The organism is Nocardia sp. NPDC004711 (assembly GCF_053601595.1).
On sequence record NZ_JBSGCB010000080.1, the window covers coordinates 1 to 18,457 of the forward strand.

Here is an 18,457-nt window from a genome sequence, read left to right on the forward strand (position 1 = left end):
TTTTGGTCACTGCATTAAATAGTTGTGAACTCCCCACCGGGCGCGGGGGGGGCCCGCCCGGGCACCGCCCTCGAACGCAGAAACGGGGGTTGGGGGCCAATGCCCCCAACCCCCAAGGGTTTTCAGGGCGTGTCCCCTGGCGAACTACCGCTCGACGATGGCGACGACGCCCTGGCCGCCCGCGGCGCAGATGGAGACCAGCGCGCGGCCGCCACCCTTCTCGGCCAGCTGCTTGGCGGTCTGGGCGATGATGCGGCCGCCGGTGGCGGCGAACGGGTGACCCGCGGCGAGCGAGGAGCCGTTCACGTTCAGCTTGGCGCGGTCGATCTTGCCGAGCGCGCCGTCCAGGCCCAGGCGCTCCTTGCAGTACTGGTCCGACTCCCACGCCTGCAGGGTGGCGAGCACCACGGAGGCGAAGGCCTCGTGGATCTCGTAGTAGTCGAAGTCCTGCAGGGTCAGGCCGTTGCGGGCCAGCATGCGCGGCACCGCGTAGGTGGGAGCCATCAGCAGGCCGTCGGGGCCGTGGATGTAGTCCACCGCGGCGACCTCGGAGTCCACCAGGTAGGCCAGCGGCGACAGGTTGCGCGAGGCCGCCCACTCCTCGGAGCCCAGCAGCACCGCGGACGCGCCGTCGGTGAGCGGGGTGGAGTTGCCGGCGGTCATGGTGGCGTCGCCCAGCTTGGTGCCGAAGACCGGCTTCAGGGTGGCCAGCTTCTCGATGGTGGAGCCCGGGCGCAGGTTGTCGTCGCGGGTCAGGCCCAGGAACGGGGTGACGAGGTCGTCCATGAAGCCGCGGTCGTAGGCGGCGGCCATGTTCTTGTGCGACAGGTACGCCAGCTCGTCCTGCGCCTCGCGGGAGATGCCGAATTCCTTGGCGGTGATGGCGGCGTGCTCACCCATGGACAGCCCGGTGCGCGGCTCGGCATTGCGCGGGATCTCGATGCCGACCATCGAGGGGCGCAGCCGGCCGACGAGCTTCACGTAGTCGGAGTTCTTCTTGGCGCGGTTGGCGTCGAGCATCCACTCGCGCATGCCCTCGCTCACGCCGATCGGCGCGTCGGAGGTGGTGTCGGTGCCGCCGCCGACGCCGTTCTCGATGCGGCCGAGGGCGATGCCGTCGGCCACGGTGACAATCGACTGCAGGCCGGTGCCGCAGGCCAGCTGCAGGTCGTGGGCCGCGGTGTACGGCGACAGGGTGGAGCCGAGCACGCTCTCGCGGATCATGCCGTGCTCGCCGACGCGCTTGAGGACCGCGCCGCCGACGACCAGGCCCAGGCGCTCGCCCTGCAGGCCGAAGCGCGCGACCAGGCCGTTCAGGGCCGCGGTGAACATGTCCTGGTTGGACGCGTGGGCGTACTTGCCGTCGGAACGAGCGAACGGGATGCGGTTACCGCCGAGGATGGCAACCGGGCGGGCCTGCTTGGTGGTCTTGGCCGCGGCCTTCGCCGAACGGGCTTTGGTGGTCACTCGAGTCTCCAGTGTCTCGTCGGTGGGATTTCCGGCGCGCGCCATTCCGGTGGATGCGCGCCACTCGGTTTACATTAAACTTACTCTGGAGTAAGTTCATTGTCGACACCGTACCCCGCACATGTGCGCAACACCGCTCCCGAGGCCGGTGCGCAAGGCCCGAGCGGGCGAGGACCACTCACCCACACAAGAGAAGGTAGGAAACGTGGCTGCCAGCAAGAGCAAGGGCGCTCCCAACCTGTACGGATCGTTCGTTCACTCCGCGCCGGGCGCGTTCCTGGCCTCGAAACTGGGCCTGCCGCAGCCGGAGACGCTGCGCCGCTACCAGGCCGGCGAGGCCGCGCTCCCGGGCCCGGTGCTGCTGGGCGGCAAGGGCCGCGTCGCCGACGCCGTGCGGAACCTGCTGAGCGACTACACCTTCGTGGACGCGGTCACCCCGGGCGTGAAGTTCGGCGCGCTGGTCTTCGACGCCACCGGCATCCGCACCATCGAGGAGCTGCAGCAGCTGTTCGAGTTCTTCCAGCCCGCCATGCGCAGCATCGCCGCCTCCGGCCGGGTGCTGGTCATCGGCACCACCCCCGAGCTCACCGAGTCGGTCGACGCCCAGATCGCGCAGCGCGCGCTGGAGGGCTTCACCCGCTCGGTCGGCAAGGAGCTGCTGCGCGGCGCCACCAGCAACCTGGTCTACCTGCACCCCGAGGCCGCCACGGCCGCAACGGGTCTGGAGTCCACCCTGCGCTTCGTGCTGTCCGGCAAGTCGGCGTTCGTCGACGGCCAGGTCTTCCGGGTCGGCAAGGACGACTCGACCGCCCCGGCCTCCTGGGACAAGCCCCTGGAGGGCAAGGTCGCCGTGGTCACCGGTGCCGCCCGCGGCATCGGCGCCACCATCGCCGAGGTCTTCGCCCGGGACGGCGCGACCGTGATCGTGGCCGACATCCCGGCCGCCGGCGAGGCGCTGTCGGAGACCGCCAACAAGGTCGGCGCCACCGCGCTCGCCCTCGACGTCACCGCCGCCGACGCGGCCGAGAAGCTGGCCGCCTTCGCCACCGAGCGCTTCGGCGGCATCGACATCGTCGTCCACAACGCCGGCATCACCCGCGACAAGCTGCTCGCCAATATGGACGAGGGCCGCTGGAACTCGGTCATCAACGTGAACCTGGCCGCGCCGCACCGCATTACCGAGGGCCTGGTGGCCGCGGGCGCGCTCCGCACGGGTGGCCGGGTCATCGACGTGTCCTCCATCGCGGGCATCGCCGGCAACCGCGGCCAGACCAACTACGGCGCCTCCAAGGCCGGTGTCATCGGCATGGTGAACGCCGAGGCCCCGAAGCTGGCCGAGCAGGGCATCACCATCAACGCGGTGGCCCCCGGTTTCATCGAGACCGCCATGACCGCCGCCATCCCGCTGGCCACCCGCGAGGGCGGGCGCCTGCTGTCCTCGCTGCTGCAGGGCGGTCAGACCGTGGACGTCGCCGAGACCATCGCGTACTTCGCCTCCCCGGCGTCGAATGCGGTGTCCGGCAATATCGTTCGCGTCTGCGGCCAGGCCCTGATCGGAGCATGATGACGCAGACCATCAACCTCGCCGAGGTGCCCAAGAACAGCGGCTTGTTCGTCAAGGCCGCCCTGGGCGCGCTGCCGGTGCCGGGTCTGTCGGCCCGCAAGCCCACCCTGCCGGACCGCAGGGTCCGGCTCGCGGGCTTCAAGATCGACCCGGACCACCTCGCCGCCTATTGCCGGGCCACCGGCCTGCGCTTCGGCGACGCACTGCCGCTGACCTATCCGTTCGTGCTCAGCTTCCCGCTGGCCATGCAGCTGGTCGTCGCCCGCGACTTCCCGTTCGTGGCCGTGGGCGCGGTGCACGCGGAGAACGTCATCGAGCGCACCCGTGAGATCTCGGTGTCCGAGCCGCTGGACTTCGAGACCCACATCGAGAACCTGCGCGAGTACCCCAAGGGCCTGCTGGTGGACGCCGTCACCGAGGTCAGTGTGGGCCGGGAGCCGGTGTGGCGTCAGGTCACCACCTTCCTGCACCAGCAGCGCACCTCGCTGTCGGGCGGGCCCAAGCCCGAGCCCAAGCCGGACGAGGTGCCGCCCCCGCCGCTGCGCGCGCTGCGCGTCGATCAGAAGATGATCAACCGCTACGCGTGCGCCTCGGGCGACCACAACCCGATCCACACCTCGGCACTGGGCGCCAAGGCCTTCGGGTTCCCGAAGCCGATCGCGCACGGCATGTGGTCGGCCGCCACCGTGCTCGGCGCGCTCGAGGGCCGGATCCCCGACCAGGTCACCTACGCGGTGAAGTTCGGCAAGCCGATCTTCCTGCCGTCCACGGTGAACCTGTACGCGGACCAGGTGTCCGGTGGGTGGGACCTGTCCTTGAAGAACCCGAAGAAGGGCTACCCGCACCTCACCGCTACGCTGCGCTGAAACCTCGCCGCGCGGGTAGGGTCGAAAACCCGCAGTGCGAGGAAGTGTCGAGCCTGACACCCGAAGATTCGGGCGCGGCCGCCATCCGGCGGTCCGCCCGACGGGGGTGAAGAGCCGCATACTGTTTCGAATTCGGATGTCGCCACGCAGGGGTTTCTACATCCGGCCCGAAACAGTGTGCGGCTCTTGTATTTCCGGAGCGGGTCAGGCGATGGGCGAGTGCATCGGCGCACTGCTGCCGTCCACCAGCAGCGTCAGCACGTCACCGAGCCAGTCCGGCGTCAGCCCGGAATCGGGACCGGCCGCGATGTGGTGATCCGGCCGGACCAGCAGGGCCTGGCCGGCGGCCAGCCCGGCATGCGTCGCGCAGTCGGCCGCGGGCAGGGCGTGCACGGCCAGGTCGATACCGGTGGCGCCGCGCCTGTGCGGCGGCCGTGCGCCAGGCCCCGGCCGGACCCGCGACCAGCAGGGTGAAGCCCGGGCCGCACAGGTCCAGGGTGGAGGGGGTCCACCAGCCGGCGTCGACGCACCAGTGCGGGAGGCGGGTTCCCGTCCGGCCCTGGAGGGTCGCGACATGGGGGGCGGCGCCGGGCGCGGTGAGGACGGCCGTCGAGGTATAGCGGTAGCGGGTCATCACCGTCGCCGTATCCAGCCGGCGGGCCAGATCGTCGGCATTGCCGGGGGTTTCGATGCCGTAGCGGGTCCGGAAGTCGGTGCCCAGACGCGACTGCTCGACCGCCACCTCGGCGCGCGGGCGGCGCTCGGCCGCATAGGAATCCAGCAGCGCCGGACCGGCGTTCCCGTGCAGGGTGGCCGCCAGTTTCCAGACCAGATTGTGCGCGTCGGCGACGCCGGTGTTGCCGCCGTAGCCGCCCCAGGGCGCATGGCGGTGCGCCGCATCGCCGACCAGGAAGATTCGATCGCGGCGGTATTCGCCGGCCACGAAAGTGCCGGTGTCCCAAGCACTGCGGGCCAGGATCCGCACCTCGAGATCGGGTGCGCCGACCATGGCGCGAATGGCCGCGACACAGCGCGCATCCGGCCAGTCGGCGGGCGATTCGGTGGCCGGGTCGTATTCGATGTGGAAGGACCATTCATCGGTGTTGTTCTTGGACAACACGAGTCCGCGCACCGCCGGTCCGGTGATCTCGCACTGGCTGAAGGCGCGGCCGTCGAGCAGGCCGGTGAGGTCGGTGCGGGCGAACACATTCAGATAGTGGTGGGTCGGCGGCAGCTCCCGGCCGGTGATGCCCAGCGCCCGGCGGATCGGACTCCCCGCACCGTCCGCCGCGATCAGGTAATCGGCCCGCAGTGGCGACCGCGCGCCCGAGGCGTCCCGCAGCAGCGCGCTGACACCCGTCCCGTCCTGCTCGAATTCCACCAGCTCCGTGCCGAATCGGAGGTCGCCGCCGCGCTCCCGGGCGGCCTGCGCGAGCACCGGTTCGAGCTCCACCTGCGGCAGGAACACGAACTGCGACGGACTCGGGTCCGCGGCCGCCATGGCCGCGCCCAGCCCCGACAGATCCAGCGACTCCGCGGTCCGCACCGACTCGCCGGTCCACGCGCCGCCGAACTTCCCCGCCCGCAACGCGCTCGCCGCCGCCGCCAGGATCTGCGCCTCGACCCCGGCCTGCCGGTACATCTCACCGGTGCGGGTGTGCAGCCCCCGCGAACGCGGCAGCGGCGAGGCGGTCGCCCGCCGCTCCACCAGAACGTAAGGGACGCCGTGGTATTCGAGGAACAGTGCGGCGGACAATCCGACCAGACCGCCGCCGGCCACCAGGACCGGAACATGTGCCGTTGTCATGCCTCCAGCCTGGGCACGACCGCTTGCACGCCCCTTGCACGGCGATCACACGACGCGAGAGGGGCGGCCGTGCCGGTCTCGGCTCGCGACGTTCAGCAGCTGCAATCGCATCCGCAGCAGTCACAGTCGCAGCAGTCGCCGTCGCAGCAATCGCAATCACACCCGCCGCAATTGCAGTCGCAGCAGCCGTGGCCGTCGCAGCAGCCGTCACCGCCGCCCGCGGCGTGGTGATGGCCGCCGCCGCAGTTGCAGTTGCCGCAGCAGTCGCAGCAGTCGCAGTCGCAGCGATCGATCCACGGCGCCTTGCGATGCCCGCTGCACGGGCGGGTGTGCCACTTGAAACACGCGTAGCCGGTGCAGTACTGGGTGCCGATGATCCCCAGCCCCTCGAGCAGGTTCGGCCGCTGCATCGGCGGTCCTCCCGGCCCGGGCGGCACCAGCCCCGGCTGCGGCGTGAACGGCGCGCCCGGCTGCCACGGCGGCTGAAACTGCGGCTCCGAGCCGGGATACGGCGGCCCGCCGGGCCCGGGATAGTCCGGTCCGGGACCCGGCTGCCAGGGCTGCCCACCGCGCGGTGCCGTCGCGGAGTGGGTGCGACAGGTGTGGGTGGTGCAGGTGTGCACGATGCCCGCGGCCCGGCCCAGCTTGCGGACCACGCCTCCCAGCGGGTCGAGCAGGATCCAGCGGACCGTGGCGGCGCGGTCCAGGGCGACGCGGGCGAGGGCCGCGCGCAGGAGCGAATTCGATTCGGCGACAAGGGCGTGCGCCTGTTCCGGAGTGGTTCCGGTGGCCGACAGCGGGTTGAAGTGACCCTGGGCGTTGTCCGCGTCGAGGTCTTCGAGCGCGTCGGCCAGGTGCGCGATACGGCCGAAATGCCATCCCGCCTCACGCAGGGCGCCGGCGTTCTCGGGCCGGTTCGCGAGAATCGCGGTGTGCGCGAACAATTCCGCCGCGCAGAGCTGGGTCGGCGCGGTCAGCTCGGCGAGGGTGCTCTCGGGTGAATTCTCCAGCCGCAGTTGCGATTCGATCGCGGCGATCAGTGGTTCGACGTCGAGACCGAGGGGCTCGGCGGCGGCGCGGGCCCGGGTGTGCCACCGGGTGGAGACGCGGGTGAGCGGGCGGCGCGCCAGGCGGTGGGCATCGCCGTCGTCGACATGGTCGCGAATCTTGGCCGCGCCCAGCAGCAGTGAGGCGGTCGCGGCGAGGCGCACGCCGGGCGCGCCGGCGGCGACCACCTCGGCGCGGCGCATGCCGCGCAACGGGCAGGGGCCCGCGCCGGTGCGGGCGGACGGCTCGGATTGCTGTGCCTCGGTGAGTATTTCGAGGACAATGGCATCGGTATTGGTCGCCGCGCGCGCGAGCTGGCCGTGGCCGTCACGCAAACCCAGGCAGAGACCACACAGGTGGGTCTGCCAGGCCGACGGGTCGATACCGTGCCGCACCGCACTGTGCGCACACGGCTTCAGCAAGCCGAACAACGACGATCCCCATCCCCGGCCGAAGCGGCCGTCCTGCAACACGATCGCAGCGAACTGTGGCAGGCGAGGGGCGTGGCGGCAAGTCGGCCGGGCGACGGACGGCCCGGCGCCGGTCAGACCGGTTCGGTCTTCTTCTTACTGCCGGACAGACCGCGCCAGGCCAGATCGTCGAGCAGGTTCACGGCCTCGGCCATATCGATCTGCCCGCTGGCGACCCGGTCGGCGATGGCCTCGCCCGCGCCGATCACGGCCACCGACACCACCTCGAAATTGGTGCCCGGTTCGGCGTATTTGGCGCTGGATTCGAGCAGCTTGGCGGTCAGTTCGATGACCCGGTCCCGGCTGTTGGCGATCTCGGAGACGAAGGGCTGCTGGCCCAGCGCCTGCCGGTAGAGGACCTGCCAGGACAGCCGGTTCTGGTCCACGTAGGACAAGAAGGCCTCCAGGCCCGCGCGCAGCTGCTCGTGCGGGGTGAGCTTGGGGTTGCCCGCGACCGCGACCGCCTCGATGAACCGCATGCTCTCGCGGTGGATGCAGGCGCGGAAGAGCTCGTCCTTGGATCCGTAGTAGAGGTACAGCATCGGCTTGGAGATCTTCGCCTCGGCGGCGATGGCGTCCATGGAGGTGTCGTGGTACCCCTTGCGCGAGAAGACCTCCACGGCGGCGTCGAGCATCTGCTGCTCGCGCACCGCGCGAGGAAGCCGTTTCGTTCCGCCTGCCATTCACTCTCCTAAGACCGGACAGTCGACGCTCTCCACGAGCGTCGAAGTCCTTATCTTACTCCATGGTAAGTTCCATGAGCGTGAATTGCCGGTCCTTCGCCAATACCGCGCTCAACAGCGCTTTCGCGCCGCGGCGGGCCGATCCGTGAGAGGTACTCGAAACCGGAAGTTTGCTCAGCAGTGCGGCGCGGAGCCCTTGAACTTTGCCATGCGAAGCACCGAGGCATCCACCTGGGCTCCCGGTAGGCGGCCGCTGCTGACCGCGTCGACGAGCCGGTCGAGCACCTTCGGCACCGCGTCCGTGGTGATCCACAGCGCATTGTCGGCGCCCGCGATCAGGGCGGCCTCCACCGCGTCCTCGATGCTCATGCGATTGGTGATGGCCGCCATGCCGCCCAGATCGTCGGTGAAGATGACGCCGTCGAAGGGTGCTGCGCCGTAGCCGGTGCCCTGCCGCAGCAGTGCCATGGCCTGCGGGCTGATGCTGGCCGGCACATTCGGGGTGGTGAGTCCGGGCACATCCAGGTGGCCGACCATGACCGCCGCACCCGAATCGACCAGCTGCCGGAACGGCACCAGGTCCTTGTTCTGCAGCTGATCCAGCGGCGGGGTCTGTACCGCGCCGGTGTGCGAGTCGCCCGAGCCCGAACCGTGGCCCGGGAAGTGCTTCATGACGCTGCCCACCCCGGCGTCCTTGAAGGCCCGGATGAAGGCGCCCGCGTACTGCACCACCACGTCCGGGTCGTCGGAGAAGGAGCGGTCGCCGATCACCGAATCGTCGGGCTGGCTGCTGACATCGGCGTCGGGCGCGAAGTCCGCGGTCACGCCCAGCGCCTTCAGCTTCTGCGCGCGGTCGAGGCTGAAGGTGTAGAACTCGTCCGGGCTCATGGTCTGCGCGATCACCCGGGACGAGGGCGCGGCCCCGATCAGGTCCTTGGCGCGCGAGACCCGCCCGCCCTCCTCGTCGATGGTCACCATGAGCGGTGTCCGCGAGGCCTTCTGGACCGCGTCCACCTGGTGCTGGGCCAGCATGGCCTTGTCGGTCCAGCTGCCGATGAAGATGCCGCCGATCTGCTCGGTCTTCACCACGTTTTCGGCATCGGCCTCGCCGGTGACGCCGACGGTGAGCAGCTGCGCCAGCTTCTGTCGCAGGGTGAACTGCGACAGGTAGCCGGCCGCGCAATCCTGCTGCGCCGGAGTCGTCGGCGGCGGTGCGGCGATGGTGGTGGTGCTGCTCGGGGATCCGCTGCTGGTCTGCGCGGATTGGGTGGACGAGTTGTCGCTGCTGGAACAGCCGGACAGCACGAGTGCGGTCACCGCGACGACGATTCCCGGTACAAGGCGCATGCCCCGACCGTAGCCGGAGTTCTTCGATCTCCCGCTATCGACACCGCGTGCGCCACCACGCATGGCGCATTCACCCCTGCGGTAGCTCATGGTGACCACCGAAGGCCTGGCGCATGGCAGAAAGCACCTTGTCGGCGTAGAGCCCCTCGCCGCGGGAGGAAAAGCGCTGGAACAGGGCCGCGGACAGGACGGGGGCGGGCACGCCCTCGTCGATGGCGGCATCGAGGGTCCAGCGGCCCTCGCCCGAATCGGAGACGCGGCCGCCGAAGGAATCGAGGTTCGGGTCGGCGTAGAGCTCGGCGGCGGTGAGGTCGAGCAGCCAGGAGGCGACCACCGAACCGCGCCGCCACACCTCGGTGACCTCGGGTACGTCGATGTCGTAGCGGTAGTACTCGGGGTGTTCGAGCGGGGTGACCTCCGCGGAGTGCTCGGTGTCCTGGTGCTCGCCGGCATCGGCCCGGTGGAGGATGTTGAGGCCCTCCGCGTACGCGGCCATCGCGCCGTACTCGATCCCGTTGTGCACCATCTTCACGAAGTGCCCCGCACCCGCTGGGCCGCAGTGCAGGTAGCCCTGTTCGGCGGTGGAGGGCGTACCGGTGCGCCCGGGGGTGCGCGGCGCCGCGTCCACGCCGGGAGCGATCGACTTCAGCAGCGGGTCCAGGTGGGCGACGGTCTCGTTCTCGCCGCCGATCATCAGGCAGAAGCCGCGTTCGAGCCCGAACACGCCGCCCGAGGTGCCGATGTCCACATAGTGGATGCCCTTGGGCCGCAGGGCCTTTGCCCGCGCGATGTCCTCGTGGTAGCGGCTGTTGCCGCCGTCGATGATGATGTCGCCGGGTTCCAGCAGCCCGGCCAGCGTGTCGATGACCGCGCCGGTGGCGCCCGCCGGGATCATCACCCACACCACGCGCGGGGCGGTGAGCATGGCCACGAACTTGGGGAGTTCGGTGCTGCCCTGGAAGCTGTCGCCGAGTTCGGCGGAGAGTTCCTCGATGTGCTCCGGGTGGCGTTCGTAGCCGACGGCGGTATGCCCGTCCCGCACGATCCGGCGCACGATATTCGCGCCCATCCGGCCGAGTCCGATCATTCCGAGCTCCATGAGTGGTCTCCTCGCGTCGTACGGTTCCGATCCGTCTCGATTGTCCCCCAGCGGTGGGCCGCGAAATTTTTCCCATTCGGGCGGAACGGGTGTGTAACGCCCTGGAATGGGTGTCGATAGAAGGGATGGCTCCGTGCTGTTGCCAGACCCCCGACCCGGCAACCGCACGGAGCTCTATTTTTGCCCCCGATCATCGTTGCAGAAAGTTTTCTGACAGCTGAGGTGGATGGTCGTGAGCGGTGGAGATCCTGGCATTCGCCGACTTCTGAACTTGAAAATCGCCGCCGCATCGAGATTGCCGCCAGTGTGCTGTCATTCGCGGCGGGGATCGGATGCCGCGTGGACCGAGCAGCCGTGAGGTTCATGCCCGGGAAGTTCGGGGCAACCGTTCGGCATCGGTTGTGGATAGCGTTCTGAGGCATTCATTTTTCAGTACGACAGACGGGTACCCCATGGACTGGCTGGCTCACTTCATCCTCGGCTTCATCAGCACCATCTCCGCCTCCGCCTCGGGTGAGTACTGGTAGGCCGCTTCCGAAGAAACGCCGAAAGCGATGCGGCCCGGAAGATTCCGGGCCGCATCGCTTGGTACTGGGGGGTCGGGGGCACGGCCCCCGGGACCCTGTGTCAGAAGGCCGCTTCGTCCAGCTCCATGATGTCGTTGTCCAGGTTGGACAGGACGGTCCGGATCGAGGTCAGCTCCGGCAGCACGTTGCGGGCGAAGAACTGCGCGGTGGCGATCTTGCCCTGGTAGAACGGCTCGTTGGAGCCGTTGTCGAGGGCGTTGATGGCGACCTCGGCCTGGGCCAGCAGCAGCCAGCCGATGATCAGGTCGCCGACGGCCAGCAGGAAGCGGACCGAGCCCAGACCGACCTTGTAGAGCTCCTTCGGGTCCTGCTGGGCGCCCATCAGGTGCCCGGTCAGGGTCGCGGCCATGCCCTGCACGTCCTCGAGGGCGGTGGCCAGCAGCTTGCGCTCGGCCTTCAGGCGGCCGTTGCCACCCTCACGCTCGATGAACTTCTGCACCTGGCCGGCCACGTGGGCCAGCGCCACGCCGCGGTCGCGGGCGATCTTGCGGAAGAAGAAGTCCTGCGCCTGGATGGCGGTGGTGCCCTCGTACAGCGAGTCGATCTTGGCGTCGCGGATGTACTGCTCGATCGGGTAGTCCTGCAGGAAGCCGGAGCCACCGAAGGTCTGCAGCGAGTCGGTCAGGTACTGGTAGGCCCGCTCGGAACCGACACCCTTGACGATCGGCAGCAGCAGGTCGTTGACGCGGAACGCGGTGTCCTTGTCGGCGCCCGAGACCAGCTCGGCGATGTCGGCGTTCTGGTGCGCGGCGGTGTACAGGTACACGGCGCGCAGGCCCTCGGCGTACGCCTTCTGCATGGCCAGCGAACGACGCACGTCCGGGTGGTGGGTGATGGTGACGCGCGGGGCGGCCTTGTCGGTCATCTGGGTCAGGTCGGCGCCCTGCACCCGGGTCTTGGCGTACTCGAGCGCGTTCAGGTAACCGGTCGACAGGGTGGCGATGGCCTTGGTGCCCACCATCATTCGCGCGTTCTCGATGACGTCGAACATCTGTGCGATGCCGTTGTGGACCTCGCCCACCAGCCAGCCCTTGGCCGGAACGCCGTGGCCGCCGAAGGTGACCTCACAGGTGGCCGAGACCTTGATGCCCATCTTGTGCTCGACATTGGTGACGAACACGCCGTTGCGCTCACCCAGGGTGTCGGTGTCGAAGTCGAAGTGGAACTTCGGCACGTAGAACAGCGACAGGCCCTTGGTGCCCGGGCCGGCGCCCTCGGGGCGGGCCAGCACCAGGTGCATGATGTTCTCGAACAGGTCGTCGGAGTCGCCCGAGGTGATGAAGCGCTTGACGCCCTCGATGTGCCAGGAGCCGTCCTCCTGCTGGATCGCCTTGGTGCGGCCGGCGCCGACGTCGGAGCCCGCGTCGGGCTCGGTCAGCACCATGGTGGCGCCCCAGTTGCGGTCGGCGATCTTCTGAGCCCACTTCTTCTGCTCATCGGTGCCGTTGTTGTAGAAGACCTGCGCGAAACCGGCACCGGCGGCGTACATCTGGGCCGGCGGGTTGGCGCCGAGGACCATCTCGCCCAGGGCCCAGCCGACGACGGACGGGGCGCCGAGGCCACCGAGCTCCTCGCGGACCGGAACCTTGGACCAGCCGCCGTCCTCGAGGGCGCGGTAGGACTTCTTGAAGGAGTCGGGGAGGGTGACCGTGTGGGTCTCCGGGTCGAAGGTCGGCGGGTTGCGGTCGCCGTCGACGAACGAATCCGCCAGCGGGCCCTCGGCCAGACGACGGACCTCGTTCAGCATCTCCTTGACGGTGTCGGCGTCGAGGTCGCCGTAGGCGCCCGCGTCGAGCAGCTTCTGGATGCCGAGGAACTCGAAGAGATTGAACTCGAGGTCGCGAACGTTGCTCTTGTAGTGACCCATGGTCGTACTCACTCTCCATTGAGATGGGTGCGGTTCGGTGTGTGCCGTTCCCGCCCGTTAGGTCTCCACCGGGTAGACACCGTAAAGCAGCGCTACTGGCGGGTAACTTATGCGCCATGTTACCGACCGGTAAGAGGTGCGCCAAGGTCATCACCGCCGAATGTGACTGAAAGCACGCGAGTTGCCGGGACCTGGGGTTGCCGTGCTCGTCGCGGCCTGGTCGATCGAGGTCCGGCGGCGGCGGTCCGGTCCGCCGGTGTGCCGCGCGAGCCCGGTCCGTGCCCCTGATTACGGTGCCTACATGCGCATCGAGACGAGTGCCGGACCGGCGGAGGTGGAGATCGAGCGGCGCGGGCGGGCGAAGCCGCGGTTCCTGCTCGTGCTCACCCATGGCGCCGGCGGCGGCGTCGAGGCGAAAGACATACTGGCCCTGCGGGATTCGGCGGTGGAAATGGGCGGCGCGGTGGCGCTGGTGACCCAGCCGTACCGGGTGGCGGGGCGGCGCGCGCCGGGCAAGGCCGACGTACAGGACGCGGCGTGGCTGGAAATCATTGCGGCACTGCGGAAGAAGGTGCGCGGGGTGCCGGTGGTCCAGGGCGGGCGCAGCAATGGCGCGCGGGTGGCGTGCCGGACCGCGCGGGCGGCCGGAGCACGGGGCGTGGTCGCGCTGTCGTTCCCCCTGCATCCGCCCGGCAAGCCCGAGAAGTCGCGGCGCGAGGAACTGCTCGCTCCCGGCGATATCGAGGTCGTCGTGGTCAACGGCGCCCGCGACCCGTTCGGCATCCCGGAGGCCGCCGACGCGGCCGAGGTGCATGTCATTGCGGGACAGGCACATTCGTATCGGTCGGGGTTCGAGGAGATCGTCGCCGTGCTCACGCCGTGGCTGGAGCGCTGGTCCGCGAGCTGAACGCCGCACCGCGGCCCGCGCCTGTCCGACACGGCCTGCAGCGCACCGGAATTGCCGTCCACAGCTAGCGGGGTGCCGTCAGGAGGGGTCGAGCGCCGGCGGCTGCGGGGCCTCGAGGGCGAGCGGCTCGTCCCGGGGTTCCGGCGCGAGCCTGGTCGCCACCACCAGGGCGTCGATGGCGTCGCGGTCCTCGGTGGGGCGGTGCACGCGGTCGGCGATGCGGATGCGGATATCGGGCTCGGCGGGGGAGAGGTCGGCGAGGATGTCGGCCGGGGTGAAGGTCCGGGCCGGATCCTGCTCGCCGCCATAGCCTTCCGCCAGGTTCAGGGTGTCATTGCCGATCACCAGCAGGGTGCCCTCGGGGGAGAGCATCTCGGTCGCGCGCAGCAGCAGGGCGCGGCGGTCCGCGGCGGGCAGGTGCAGGAAGGCGAGCAGGATGAGCTCGTAGGGGCCGGTGATGCCGGCGCCGTCCAGCTGCATGACATCGGCGTGGATCCAGTGGATGCGCCCGCGCACCGAGCGCGACAGCCGCGAGGCGACGGTCCGGCCCTTGTCGATGCCGGTCTGGGAGAAGTCGACGGCGTCCACCCGCCAGCCGTGGGTGGCCAGCCACAGCGCGTTCCGGCCCTCACCGCACCCCAGGTCCAGCACCCGCGGCAGCTCCGTCCGCGGCTCGCCGATCCCGCCGCCGACCGGAGCCCGCCGCTCCAGCCCGAAGACCTGTTCGACCACCGTGGCATTCGGAGGTGCGCCCCACACCAATTCGGTATTGGCGTAGTGCTCGTCCCATTCGGCGGCATCCATGGGGACGAGTCTATGAGCTGTGCGCCGAGACGAGTTCGGCCGCGAACGCGGAGGCGTTCGCGGCCGAGTGTCGCATCGGGGTTTCCCCGAGAATCGAGTTTCTACAGCGTGGTGTGCATCAGCAGCACGTTGTACTGGCTGTGGACCGTGGTGAGGAAGTACAGGTCACGCCCGGTCTGGTACGGGAAGATGTACGGCGCGTACGCCGTCGGCAGTTCCCGCGTGTCGATGAGCACCGACGGTGCGCTCCAAGGGCCTTCGGGACTCGGCGAGGTGTACATGACCACCGAGTTCCACGGATCCGTGGTGAGCATGACGTACTGGCCCAGGTAGTCGTTCCACTGCACCGACATCTCCGCCATGCCGCCGCCGATCACCGGCTGCGCCGCATTGACGTCCTTCTGCCACTTGCCGCCGTCCCAGTACTCGTACGCGCCCATATCGGTGACCGCCCCTTCGGGGACGCGGGCGACGTATGCCGGGTGGTTGCGGCCGGATGCGGTGCCGAACTCGTAGAGGAACCCGTCGCGCTTGACGAAGGCGTTCATCTGGAAGTTCGTGTTGCCGCCGTCGTCGGGGCGGCGGGTGGCGGGCAGCTCCACCCAGTTCTCGCCGTTGTCGCCGGACACCGCGAGGCTGGAGTAGTTGGTGGTCCACTGGCCCACGTCGTCCCAGCTCTTCACCGACATCAGACTCATGAACTGGGTGCCGCCGACCGAGACGCCCGCGGTGGGGATGCGGCTGATCTCGATGAACGGGATCTTCGGGCTGGGGATCAGATCCCTCGCCTGGCCGAAGATGTCGCGCACCACCGAGTCGAAGTAGATACCGTTCGCAGGGTCCTGGGTGTGTGAGCGCAGCAGGATGTTCGAACGCCACGCCCAGGTGCTACCGACCAGCAGATTCGGCAGGCCCAGGCCGGCGGTGTCACCGAACGCGGTGAGCATCTCGCCGTTTCCGTTGTCCCACATGATGCCCAGGTCGGTCCCGAGCACGTTGTAGGTCTGGGTGTTGTTGGGGCTGGCCATTCCGGTGACCTGGAAGACCGCCTTGGTGCGGCCCGGCAGCTGCGGCAGACCGTTCGAGCCGTTCAGCACCGGAATCGGGTTGATTGCATTCGGATTGGCTGCAGCCGGCGTGGTCACGGTAAGGAGCAAGGCCGTGGCACCTGCTATCGCGGAAAGCAGCAGCGGGGCGGTCTTGGTCAATGCGGTGCTTCCTCCGGGTCTCGCCGAATAATGCGCGGACACACCGTATGTGACGGGCCGCACAATGCGTTCGACTCGTTGGCAAAGTGTGAAAATGCTAACAGCCATACCCGAAATTCGGGGCTTGCAAACCGGGTTATTTGCCGTGAATTGGCTTACTTTCCATTCCTACCATGGTCGAGCGCCTGCTTCAGGATCAGCGGCAGCTGCGTGGCGCGTTCCACGGCCAGGGTCCGGCGCACCGACGCGTGCCAGGAGCGGTCGAAAAGTTTCTTGGCGCCGGCCACCGCCTGCGGGGAGCGGGCGGCGATGCGGTCGGCCAGTTTCTCGGCGGCCGCGCGCGGGTCGGCGGTGACCTCGGTGACCAGGCCGATGCGCTCGGCGTAGGCGGCGTCCACGGGGTCGGCGGTCATGGTGAGCAGCAGCGCCTGATCGAGGCCGATGAGCCGGGACAGGGTGGCCGCGCCGGTCATGTCCGGGATCAGCCCGTGCTTGGCCTCCATGACCGCGAACTCCGAATCCGGTGTGACGAACCGGAAATCGGCGGCCAGCGCGATCTGCAGTCCGCCGCCGTAGCAGCGCCCGTGCACCACGGCGATCACCGGCTGCGGCAGTCGCCGCCAGGCCCAGCAGGCCTCCTGGAAGGTATTGGTGCCGCGCCAGGGCAGCGGGATGAAGTTGCGCACCACGTCCAGCGGGTTGCCCATGGCCTTGGCGATATCCAGGCCGGAGCTGAAGCTGGGTCCGTTGCCGGACAGGATGACGGCGCGAATGTCGGAGCGCTTCCCGATGATCCCGGCGACCCGGACCAGCTCGTTCAGCATGTCGATGGTCAGGCCATTGTGCTTGTCCGGCCGGTCCAGGGCCACGTACGCCCGGTCGCCGTCGAAGGTGAGGGAAACGTTGTGGCTCACGGTCTTTCCTTATCCGAGCTGGTCCAGGAGCAGGCGCGCACAGCCGGCCGGATCGTCGAAGAAGGGCGTATGGCCGCTGCCGTGCAGGGTGACGTGCCGCGCGCCGGGCAGTTCCGCGCGGGCGCGCCGGGACTGCGTGGCGTACGTGAGCAGAATGTCACGGTTGCCCCAGGCGATGGTGATGGGGACGTCGCCGAGGGCAGTGCGGTCGGGGAGCCGGAAGCCGGTGAAGGAGGCCAGCGCGGCATCGAAGCCCGCCGCGCCGAGCAGGCCCTCGACGGTGTCCACGGCCACCTGGGCGTCTATCGCCCACGGCTTGCCGAACACCAGCCCGAGGAAAGTGGAACGGCCGACGACGTTACCGAGCACCGCGGGCACGGCCGGATGCAGCACCCTGGAGAGCTGCTTGGCGCGGCCCAGCGCCTGCTGGCACCAGACGCGGCCCGCGGTGTCCCAGAACGCGATGGGGGAGTAGGCGGTGACCGAGCGCGCCAGGCCCCGCGCGGCCAGGTCCAGCGCGATGCCGCCGCCCATGGAATTGCCTGCCAGATGGGGATTCTCGATGCCCTCGGCGGCGAGGAATTCGACCAGGGCGTCGGCGAGGGTGGAGACGGTGGTGTGCTCGATCGGTGCGCTGTCGCCGAATCCGGGCAGGTCCACCGCGATCACGTCGAAGGATTCGGCCAGGGCGCCGATGATCGGCTCCCACACCTGCCAGCGGCTGCCGACGCCGTGCACGAGCACGAGGGGGTCGCCGCTGCCGGTCCGGTAATGGTTCAACTTCGTCATGCCCGACGCTCCCCTGTCCTGATCCCTGCGAATCTCACCCTACAGTCGTTGACGTGTCGCCAACAGGCGGGAAAATTCTGCTCCGGCGGTACGATAAAAGGTATGGCAACCCGGAAAGTGACACTGTCGCTGGACGAGGCGGCCTGGTCCTATGCACAGGACGCCGCCGCCCGCGCGGGCATGTCGCCGTCGGCGTGGATCTCCCGCGCCGCGCGCCGCGAAGCCGTGCGGCTGGGGTGCGGCCCGGTGCCGGACCCGGTCGAACTCGCCGCGGCCGACGAGGCGGAAAAGCTCGCCGCCGAAAAGGAGCTGCGTGCGCAGGGGTGAACTCTGGGTCTACCACCCGCACGGCACCACCCGAACCCGCACCATCATCCTCATCTCGAGCGACGGCATCAACGAATCGCCGCGCCCCTGGCTGATCGCCGCCGAGGTCGAGGCCGGGGATCCCCGGGACATCCTGGCCGTGCCCATTCCGGGCCACGGCTGGGTCCACGCCGGCAATCTGGGCCGCATCTATCGTGGCTGGTTGGAGCGTCGCATCGCCGAAGTCGACAGCGAAACGGCCGAGCGAATCGACACAGCGCTGCGCGCCGCCATGGATCTGTGAGAGGGTGCCTGCGGCAGTTCTCCCGTCGAACCTCGAGAGTAGAGGCACCAGTGCGCATTTCCTTGTTGGCCGCCGCGCTCGTCGCGCTTCCCCTGCTGGCCGCGTGCGGCGGCAGCGGCGACAAGCCCGCCGATGTCACCCAGGCTGATGTGTCCAAATCCCTGCAGGCCGGTGGTCTCGAAGCCAAGTTCGCCGACTGCGCCGCGAAAGTCTTCGTGGAACAGGGTATTTCGCAGGACGGACTGCGTCGCATGATCAAGAACGACGCCAAGTCCGGCAATGTGACGGACATGGAGTCGGCCGGCATGAGCAAGGACGACACGGACAAGGCGCAGGCCGCGGCCACCAAGATCGTCACCGCCTGCATGCAGTCGGCGCAGTAGCGCCGCGGTCACCGCGGTAGCGCGATCGTCACCGCGAT

17 protein-coding genes are annotated in these 18,457 nt (G+C 69.1%); 6 read left to right on the forward strand and 11 right to left on the reverse strand.

Going from position 1 to position 18,457, the window contains the following annotated elements; all coding sequences use genetic code 11:
• Positions 1-144: 144 nt before the first annotated feature.
• On the reverse strand, positions 145-1,467 hold the full coding sequence (locus tag ACWEKS_RS43895; RefSeq protein ID WP_364609612.1) for an acetyl-CoA C-acetyltransferase: 1,323 nt from the start codon (positions 1,465-1,467) through the stop codon (positions 145-147).
• 205 nt (positions 1,468-1,672) lie between these two features.
• Between ACWEKS_RS43895 and ACWEKS_RS43900 the strand changes: the two genes are divergently transcribed.
• On the forward strand, positions 1,673-3,031 hold the full coding sequence (locus ACWEKS_RS43900; protein ID WP_452345638.1) for a 3-oxoacyl-ACP reductase: 1,359 nt from the start codon (positions 1,673-1,675) through the stop codon (positions 3,029-3,031).
• Positions 3,028-3,897: a MaoC family dehydratase gene (locus ACWEKS_RS43905; protein ID WP_452345639.1), complete on the forward strand. Its 870-nt coding sequence runs from the start codon at positions 3,028-3,030 to the stop codon at positions 3,895-3,897. Before ACWEKS_RS43900 ends, ACWEKS_RS43905 begins: the two co-directional genes overlap by 4 nt.
• Positions 3,898-4,159: 262 nt before the next feature.
• On the opposite strand, the gene ACWEKS_RS43910 is transcribed toward ACWEKS_RS43905, so the two are convergent.
• From ACWEKS_RS43910 to ACWEKS_RS43935, 6 genes are all read right to left on the reverse strand, one after another.
• Positions 4,160-5,704 carry an FAD-dependent monooxygenase gene (locus ACWEKS_RS43910; RefSeq protein ID WP_452345640.1) on the reverse strand — a complete coding sequence of 515 codons (1,545 nt, stop codon included), beginning with the start codon at positions 5,702-5,704 and terminating at the stop codon, positions 4,160-4,162.
• Between the two features lie 92 nt (positions 5,705-5,796).
• Positions 5,797-7,182 carry a DUF5685 family protein gene (locus tag ACWEKS_RS43915; protein ID WP_452345641.1) on the reverse strand — a complete coding sequence of 462 codons (1,386 nt, stop codon included), beginning with the start codon at positions 7,180-7,182 and terminating at the stop codon, positions 5,797-5,799.
• 113 nt (positions 7,183-7,295) lie between these two features.
• Positions 7,296-7,904 carry a TetR/AcrR family transcriptional regulator gene (locus ACWEKS_RS43920; RefSeq protein ID WP_452345642.1) on the reverse strand — a complete coding sequence of 203 codons (609 nt, stop codon included), beginning with the start codon at positions 7,902-7,904 and terminating at the stop codon, positions 7,296-7,298.
• 174 nt (positions 7,905-8,078) lie between these two features.
• On the reverse strand, positions 8,079-9,251 hold the full coding sequence (locus ACWEKS_RS43925) for a glycoside hydrolase family 3 N-terminal domain-containing protein (RefSeq protein WP_452345643.1): 1,173 nt from the start codon (positions 9,249-9,251) through the stop codon (positions 8,079-8,081).
• A 70-nt stretch (positions 9,252-9,321) separates the two neighbouring features.
• Positions 9,322-10,350, reverse strand: a complete 1,029-nt coding sequence (gnd, locus tag ACWEKS_RS43930) for a phosphogluconate dehydrogenase (NAD(+)-dependent, decarboxylating) (RefSeq protein WP_452345644.1) — start codon at positions 10,348-10,350, stop codon at positions 9,322-9,324.
• Positions 10,351-10,977: 627 nt separating this feature from the next.
• The gene (locus tag ACWEKS_RS43935; protein WP_452345658.1) at positions 10,978-12,804 is read right to left on the reverse strand and encodes an acyl-CoA dehydrogenase; all 1,827 of its coding nucleotides are present in this window, start codon (positions 12,802-12,804) and stop codon (positions 10,978-10,980) included.
• Positions 12,805-13,105: 301 nt separating this feature from the next.
• Here ACWEKS_RS43935 and ACWEKS_RS43940 point away from each other — a divergent pair, with 301 nt between their 5' ends.
• Positions 13,106-13,711 carry an alpha/beta hydrolase family protein gene (locus tag ACWEKS_RS43940; RefSeq protein ID WP_452345645.1) on the forward strand — a complete coding sequence of 202 codons (606 nt, stop codon included), beginning with the start codon at positions 13,106-13,108 and terminating at the stop codon, positions 13,709-13,711.
• A 78-nt stretch (positions 13,712-13,789) separates the two neighbouring features.
• Here ACWEKS_RS43940 and ACWEKS_RS43945 read toward each other — a convergent pair whose 3' ends face one another.
• The 4 genes from ACWEKS_RS43945 to ACWEKS_RS43960 form a co-directional block, all read right to left on the reverse strand.
• Complete coding sequence (locus ACWEKS_RS43945) at positions 13,790-14,515, reverse strand: class I SAM-dependent methyltransferase (protein ID WP_452345646.1); 726 nt, start codon at positions 14,513-14,515, stop codon at positions 13,790-13,792.
• 101 nt (positions 14,516-14,616) lie between these two features.
• Complete coding sequence (locus tag ACWEKS_RS43950; RefSeq protein ID WP_452345647.1) at positions 14,617-15,723, reverse strand: DUF4185 domain-containing protein; 1,107 nt, start codon at positions 15,721-15,723, stop codon at positions 14,617-14,619.
• A 155-nt stretch (positions 15,724-15,878) separates the two neighbouring features.
• Entirely contained in the window at positions 15,879-16,637 is a 759-nt protein-coding gene (locus tag ACWEKS_RS43955; protein WP_452345648.1) for a crotonase/enoyl-CoA hydratase family protein, read from the reverse strand.
• A gap of 9 nt (positions 16,638-16,646) precedes the next feature.
• On the reverse strand, positions 16,647-17,426 hold the full coding sequence (locus tag ACWEKS_RS43960) for an alpha/beta fold hydrolase (RefSeq protein ID WP_452345649.1): 780 nt from the start codon (positions 17,424-17,426) through the stop codon (positions 16,647-16,649).
• 102 nt (positions 17,427-17,528) lie between these two features.
• Here ACWEKS_RS43960 and ACWEKS_RS43965 point away from each other — a divergent pair, with 102 nt between their 5' ends.
• Genes ACWEKS_RS43965 through ACWEKS_RS43975 form a run of 3 tightly spaced genes read left to right on the forward strand, consistent with a single transcriptional unit; the run spans position 17,529 to position 18,419 of the window.
• A complete protein-coding gene (locus ACWEKS_RS43965; protein ID WP_040862373.1) occupies positions 17,529-17,753 on the forward strand; it encodes a hypothetical protein in 225 nt (74 codons plus the stop codon).
• The gene (locus ACWEKS_RS43970) at positions 17,740-18,036 is read left to right on the forward strand and encodes a hypothetical protein (protein ID WP_364609652.1); all 297 of its coding nucleotides are present in this window, start codon (positions 17,740-17,742) and stop codon (positions 18,034-18,036) included. The genes ACWEKS_RS43965 and ACWEKS_RS43970 overlap by 14 nt, the downstream gene beginning before the upstream one ends.
• 50 nt (positions 18,037-18,086) lie before the next feature.
• Positions 18,087-18,419, forward strand: a complete 333-nt coding sequence (locus tag ACWEKS_RS43975) for a hypothetical protein (RefSeq protein ID WP_452345650.1) — start codon at positions 18,087-18,089, stop codon at positions 18,417-18,419.
• The last annotated feature ends 38 nt before the right edge of the window (positions 18,420-18,457 follow it).

What these genes read in the sequence shown, in the direction of transcription:
- ACWEKS_RS43905 (WP_452345639.1), top strand. Translation starts at nt 3,028, where the DNA reads ATGATGACGCAGACCATCAACCTCGCCGAGGTGCCCAAGAACAGCGGC.
- ACWEKS_RS43910 (WP_452345640.1), bottom strand. Translation starts at nt 5,704, where the DNA reads ATGACAACGGCACATGTTCCGGTCCTGGTGGCCGGCGGCGGTCTGGTC.
- ACWEKS_RS43920 (WP_452345642.1), bottom strand. Translation starts at nt 7,904, where the DNA reads ATGGCAGGCGGAACGAAACGGCTTCCTCGCGCGGTGCGCGAGCAGCAG.
- ACWEKS_RS43925 (WP_452345643.1), bottom strand. Translation starts at nt 9,251, where the DNA reads ATGCGCCTTGTACCGGGAATCGTCGTCGCGGTGACCGCACTCGTGCTG.
- gnd (WP_452345644.1), bottom strand. Translation starts at nt 10,350, where the DNA reads ATGGAGCTCGGAATGATCGGACTCGGCCGGATGGGCGCGAATATCGTG.
- ACWEKS_RS43935 (WP_452345658.1), bottom strand. Translation starts at nt 12,804, where the DNA reads ATGGGTCACTACAAGAGCAACGTTCGCGACCTCGAGTTCAATCTCTTC.
- ACWEKS_RS43940 (WP_452345645.1), top strand. Translation starts at nt 13,106, where the DNA reads ATGCGCATCGAGACGAGTGCCGGACCGGCGGAGGTGGAGATCGAGCGG.
- ACWEKS_RS43945 (WP_452345646.1), bottom strand. Translation starts at nt 14,515, where the DNA reads ATGGATGCCGCCGAATGGGACGAGCACTACGCCAATACCGAATTGGTG.
- ACWEKS_RS43960 (WP_452345649.1), bottom strand. Translation starts at nt 17,426, where the DNA reads ATGACGAAGTTGAACCATTACCGGACCGGCAGCGGCGACCCCCTCGTG.
- ACWEKS_RS43965 (WP_040862373.1), top strand. Translation starts at nt 17,529, where the DNA reads ATGGCAACCCGGAAAGTGACACTGTCGCTGGACGAGGCGGCCTGGTCC.